Source organism: Okeania sp. SIO2B9 (assembly GCF_010672505.1).
GTDB classification, from domain to species: Bacteria; Cyanobacteriota; Cyanobacteriia; order Cyanobacteriales; family Microcoleaceae; genus Okeania; species Okeania hirsuta.
Genome location: NZ_JAAHGK010000976.1, coordinates 1 through 2983 on the forward strand (window position 1 = coordinate 1; position 2983 = coordinate 2983).

Sequence of the window (2983 nt, forward strand, 5' to 3'; positions counted from 1 at the left end):
GGCGAAATCATAGCAATTGATGGAAAAACTCTCAGAGGTTCTTATGACAAAAAAAAATCTCAAAAACCTATTCACATGGTCAGTGCCTGGGCTACAGCAAATCGCCTAGTTTTAGGTCAAGTCAAAGTAGATAATAAATCGAATGAAATCACTGCAATTCCCCAACTTCTCAAAGTTTTATCCCTCTCTGGTTGTCTAGTTACTATTGATGCTATGGGATGGCAAAAAGAAATTGTTAAACAAATTACAGAACAACAAGCTGACTATGTAATTACTTTGAAAAAAAATCAAGGTTATTTTTATCAAAGGGTTGAAAAACTGCTGAATAAATTATCTAAAAATGAAGGAAAAGAAAGTACACAAAGTGATTATTGTAAACCAGAATTAGCTCATGGTCGTCAGGAATATCGATACTATTATATGGCGAGTAATATTGCCGAACAAGTAGATCCATTTGGAGAATGGAAAAATCTCAAATCAATTGGCTTTGTCGATTACTTTCGTTTTGAAAAAGATGGAAAAAGAACTTGTGAACGAAGATATTATATTAGTAGTTTATCCAATAATGCTGAACTATTAGCTGAAGCGATTCGTGGTCATTGGGGGATTGAAAATCAATTAAATTGGGTTCTGGATGTTCAATTTCAGGAAGATTGCTCTAGAATTAGAACAGATAATGCTCCAGAGAATTTGGCAGTAATTAGACAAATAGCTTTAAATTTATTAAATCAAGAAAAAACTGTAAAAACTGGAATAAAAAATCAACGAAAAAGAGCTGGATGGAACAACAATTACCTCCTCAAAGTTTTATTCAGCTCAGAATAAAATCTGAATGTAAATAAGTGAAAACATCTGGCAATGGAATTTTATCTTCCTATGCATTAGGAGAATAATTATTAATTTTAGTTTGATTATTTAAAAGTGATTGCAGACAGTAATATCGACAATAAAATTTAAATAATAATCTTATATGTCTCTCAATAAATTAAGTGATTGCAGTCTGCAATCTTGGTAAAAAAACAAAAATAAAAATCGAGTGAATTAGAGTGATTGCAGATAGTGATATCACCCATAAAGACTCCATTATCACTTCCATTTAAATTGAACAATAGATCAAGGCTATGTGTTGGTGTGGGTGAGCTTCGCTCACCCACACCAACAACAATAATGATTATCCCGTATCACAAATTAAAGACCCAGCTAAATGTCCTTTGAACTCTTATCCAATAATGGTTTTGAGCTGCTTGTAACCCTGTGAGGTCAAGGGCATTATTGGGTTTTTAGTCATTTGTCAAAAAAATTAGATGCGTTTTCCCTGTGATGGTGTGGATGAGCGATCGCTTACCTACCACCCTCACCAATAATGATGATTATGATCACAAATTATCTCAATTTTTCACACTCGCCTATAGCCTTTAAACCTTTATTTAACAATGTTTTTGAAGTGTTTGTCACCCCGTGAGGCTAAGATACTCATCATAGCTTTTACAGCGTATTTCATATTAGTGAGGTACACCAGTTGCGGGCCAAATGCCCGCAATACAAACACTTTAGCGAATAATTAATAATTAATAATTAATAATTAAATAATTCTGGTTTAAAGTCTCCCCTTTGAAGGGGAAAAAAGCGGTTGAGGGATGGCGTTAGCGGAGCGGCTCTGTCAAGAGCTAGTCCCCTCGCCATATCCAATCAACCAAGACAGCGGTCGATCTTCGGAGCTTCCCGAAGGATGGGATGGCGAGGTCTCCTCGCCATATCCAATCGACCAAGAGAAGAAATAATATTTCCTTATATTCAATTCCGTAACGGTTTTAACCAGAGGTAATTATCAATTATCCATATCAATTATCAATTAATTAACATTCATCTTTGTACCTCATTTACCTTCAATCTACTATAAATTCCTAAACTCGATTATAGCTATTCTCCCCCTGATTAATTTTATTAATAAACCACATTGGCATTAACCCAATCCATTTTTCTTGAATAACTCCATCTTTCAAAACAACTGCTGTAGGTACTACCTCTATCTTCAATTTTTTATACAACCTTTTATCTACTGCAACAACGGGAAAATTCAAAAAATAACTATCTACAAAATATTGACCTTTTTGAATATCATCAGTATCGATTAATCCAACTATGGCTGGTAAATCATCTTGCCATTGCACTAACTTCAACACACCTAACCAATGTTTACATTGAGAACATTCAGGACTCATAAATACCACAATTACAGACCCAGACATTAGAGATTCTGAATCTTCTCCCAGCCATTCTAACCGCCATTTTCTGTTTTCTTGTAAAGGGGTAAAATCAAGATACGGACGACCATTTTCTTGCATATATTCTAGGGAGCCAGCAGCTAAAGCATAGCTAATGATAAAAGTTATTAATACTACCAGCCATTGCCACAAAACAGTAGGTCGATAAAGACCAAAAAATTCAGCAAATATTAACAGAAAAATATAAATAGCATTGAGAATTAAACTTTGGGTAGGAGTAATTTCTAACAAACCATTATAACAACCACAATCTTCAGTTTTACCAGTTGATGTACTCCAGTAAGTAAGCATTGATAAATTAAGTAATAATAAAATACTTAATGGCATGATTATGGTTGGTAAAACTCTTAAGATTAAAGCAATTCCTAAAGCTGATTCAATAGCAGTAAATGTAAGGGAAATAGGTATAATTAATTGAGTATTTATTAAATCTAGTTTGGCAATATGTTGGCTAAATTTCCAAGGTTCTATAATTTTGGCAATACCAGTAAAAAGAAAAATACTACCTACTATAGTTGAGGCGGTAGAAGCTAACGTAAATAATATCATATTCTAGATTTTTTTTGCTACTAAGGTTGATGTTTTGCTAAATAATGATTGCTATCATTGTATAATAACAATAGTTTGGAGCAAAACAGCAATTACAGGACTTACGCACGGAGACAAATAGACTGAGGGCGAATGGCATTCGCCCTCAG

At 33.8% G+C, this 2983-nt stretch carries 2 protein-coding genes; one reads left to right on the top strand and one right to left on the bottom strand.

The features are described 5' to 3' along the window. On the top strand, positions 1-825 hold an 825-nt coding region (locus F6K13_RS26220), incomplete at its 5' end, for an ISAs1 family transposase (RefSeq protein WP_287245641.1). Between the two features lie 1079 nt (positions 826-1904). Here the strand turns inward: F6K13_RS26220 and F6K13_RS26225 are convergent. Next, the gene (locus F6K13_RS26225; protein ID WP_124143921.1) at positions 1905-2834 is read right to left on the bottom strand and encodes a peroxiredoxin; all 930 of its coding nucleotides are present in this window, start codon (positions 2832-2834) and stop codon (positions 1905-1907) included. Positions 2835-2983 lie beyond the last annotated feature (149 nt).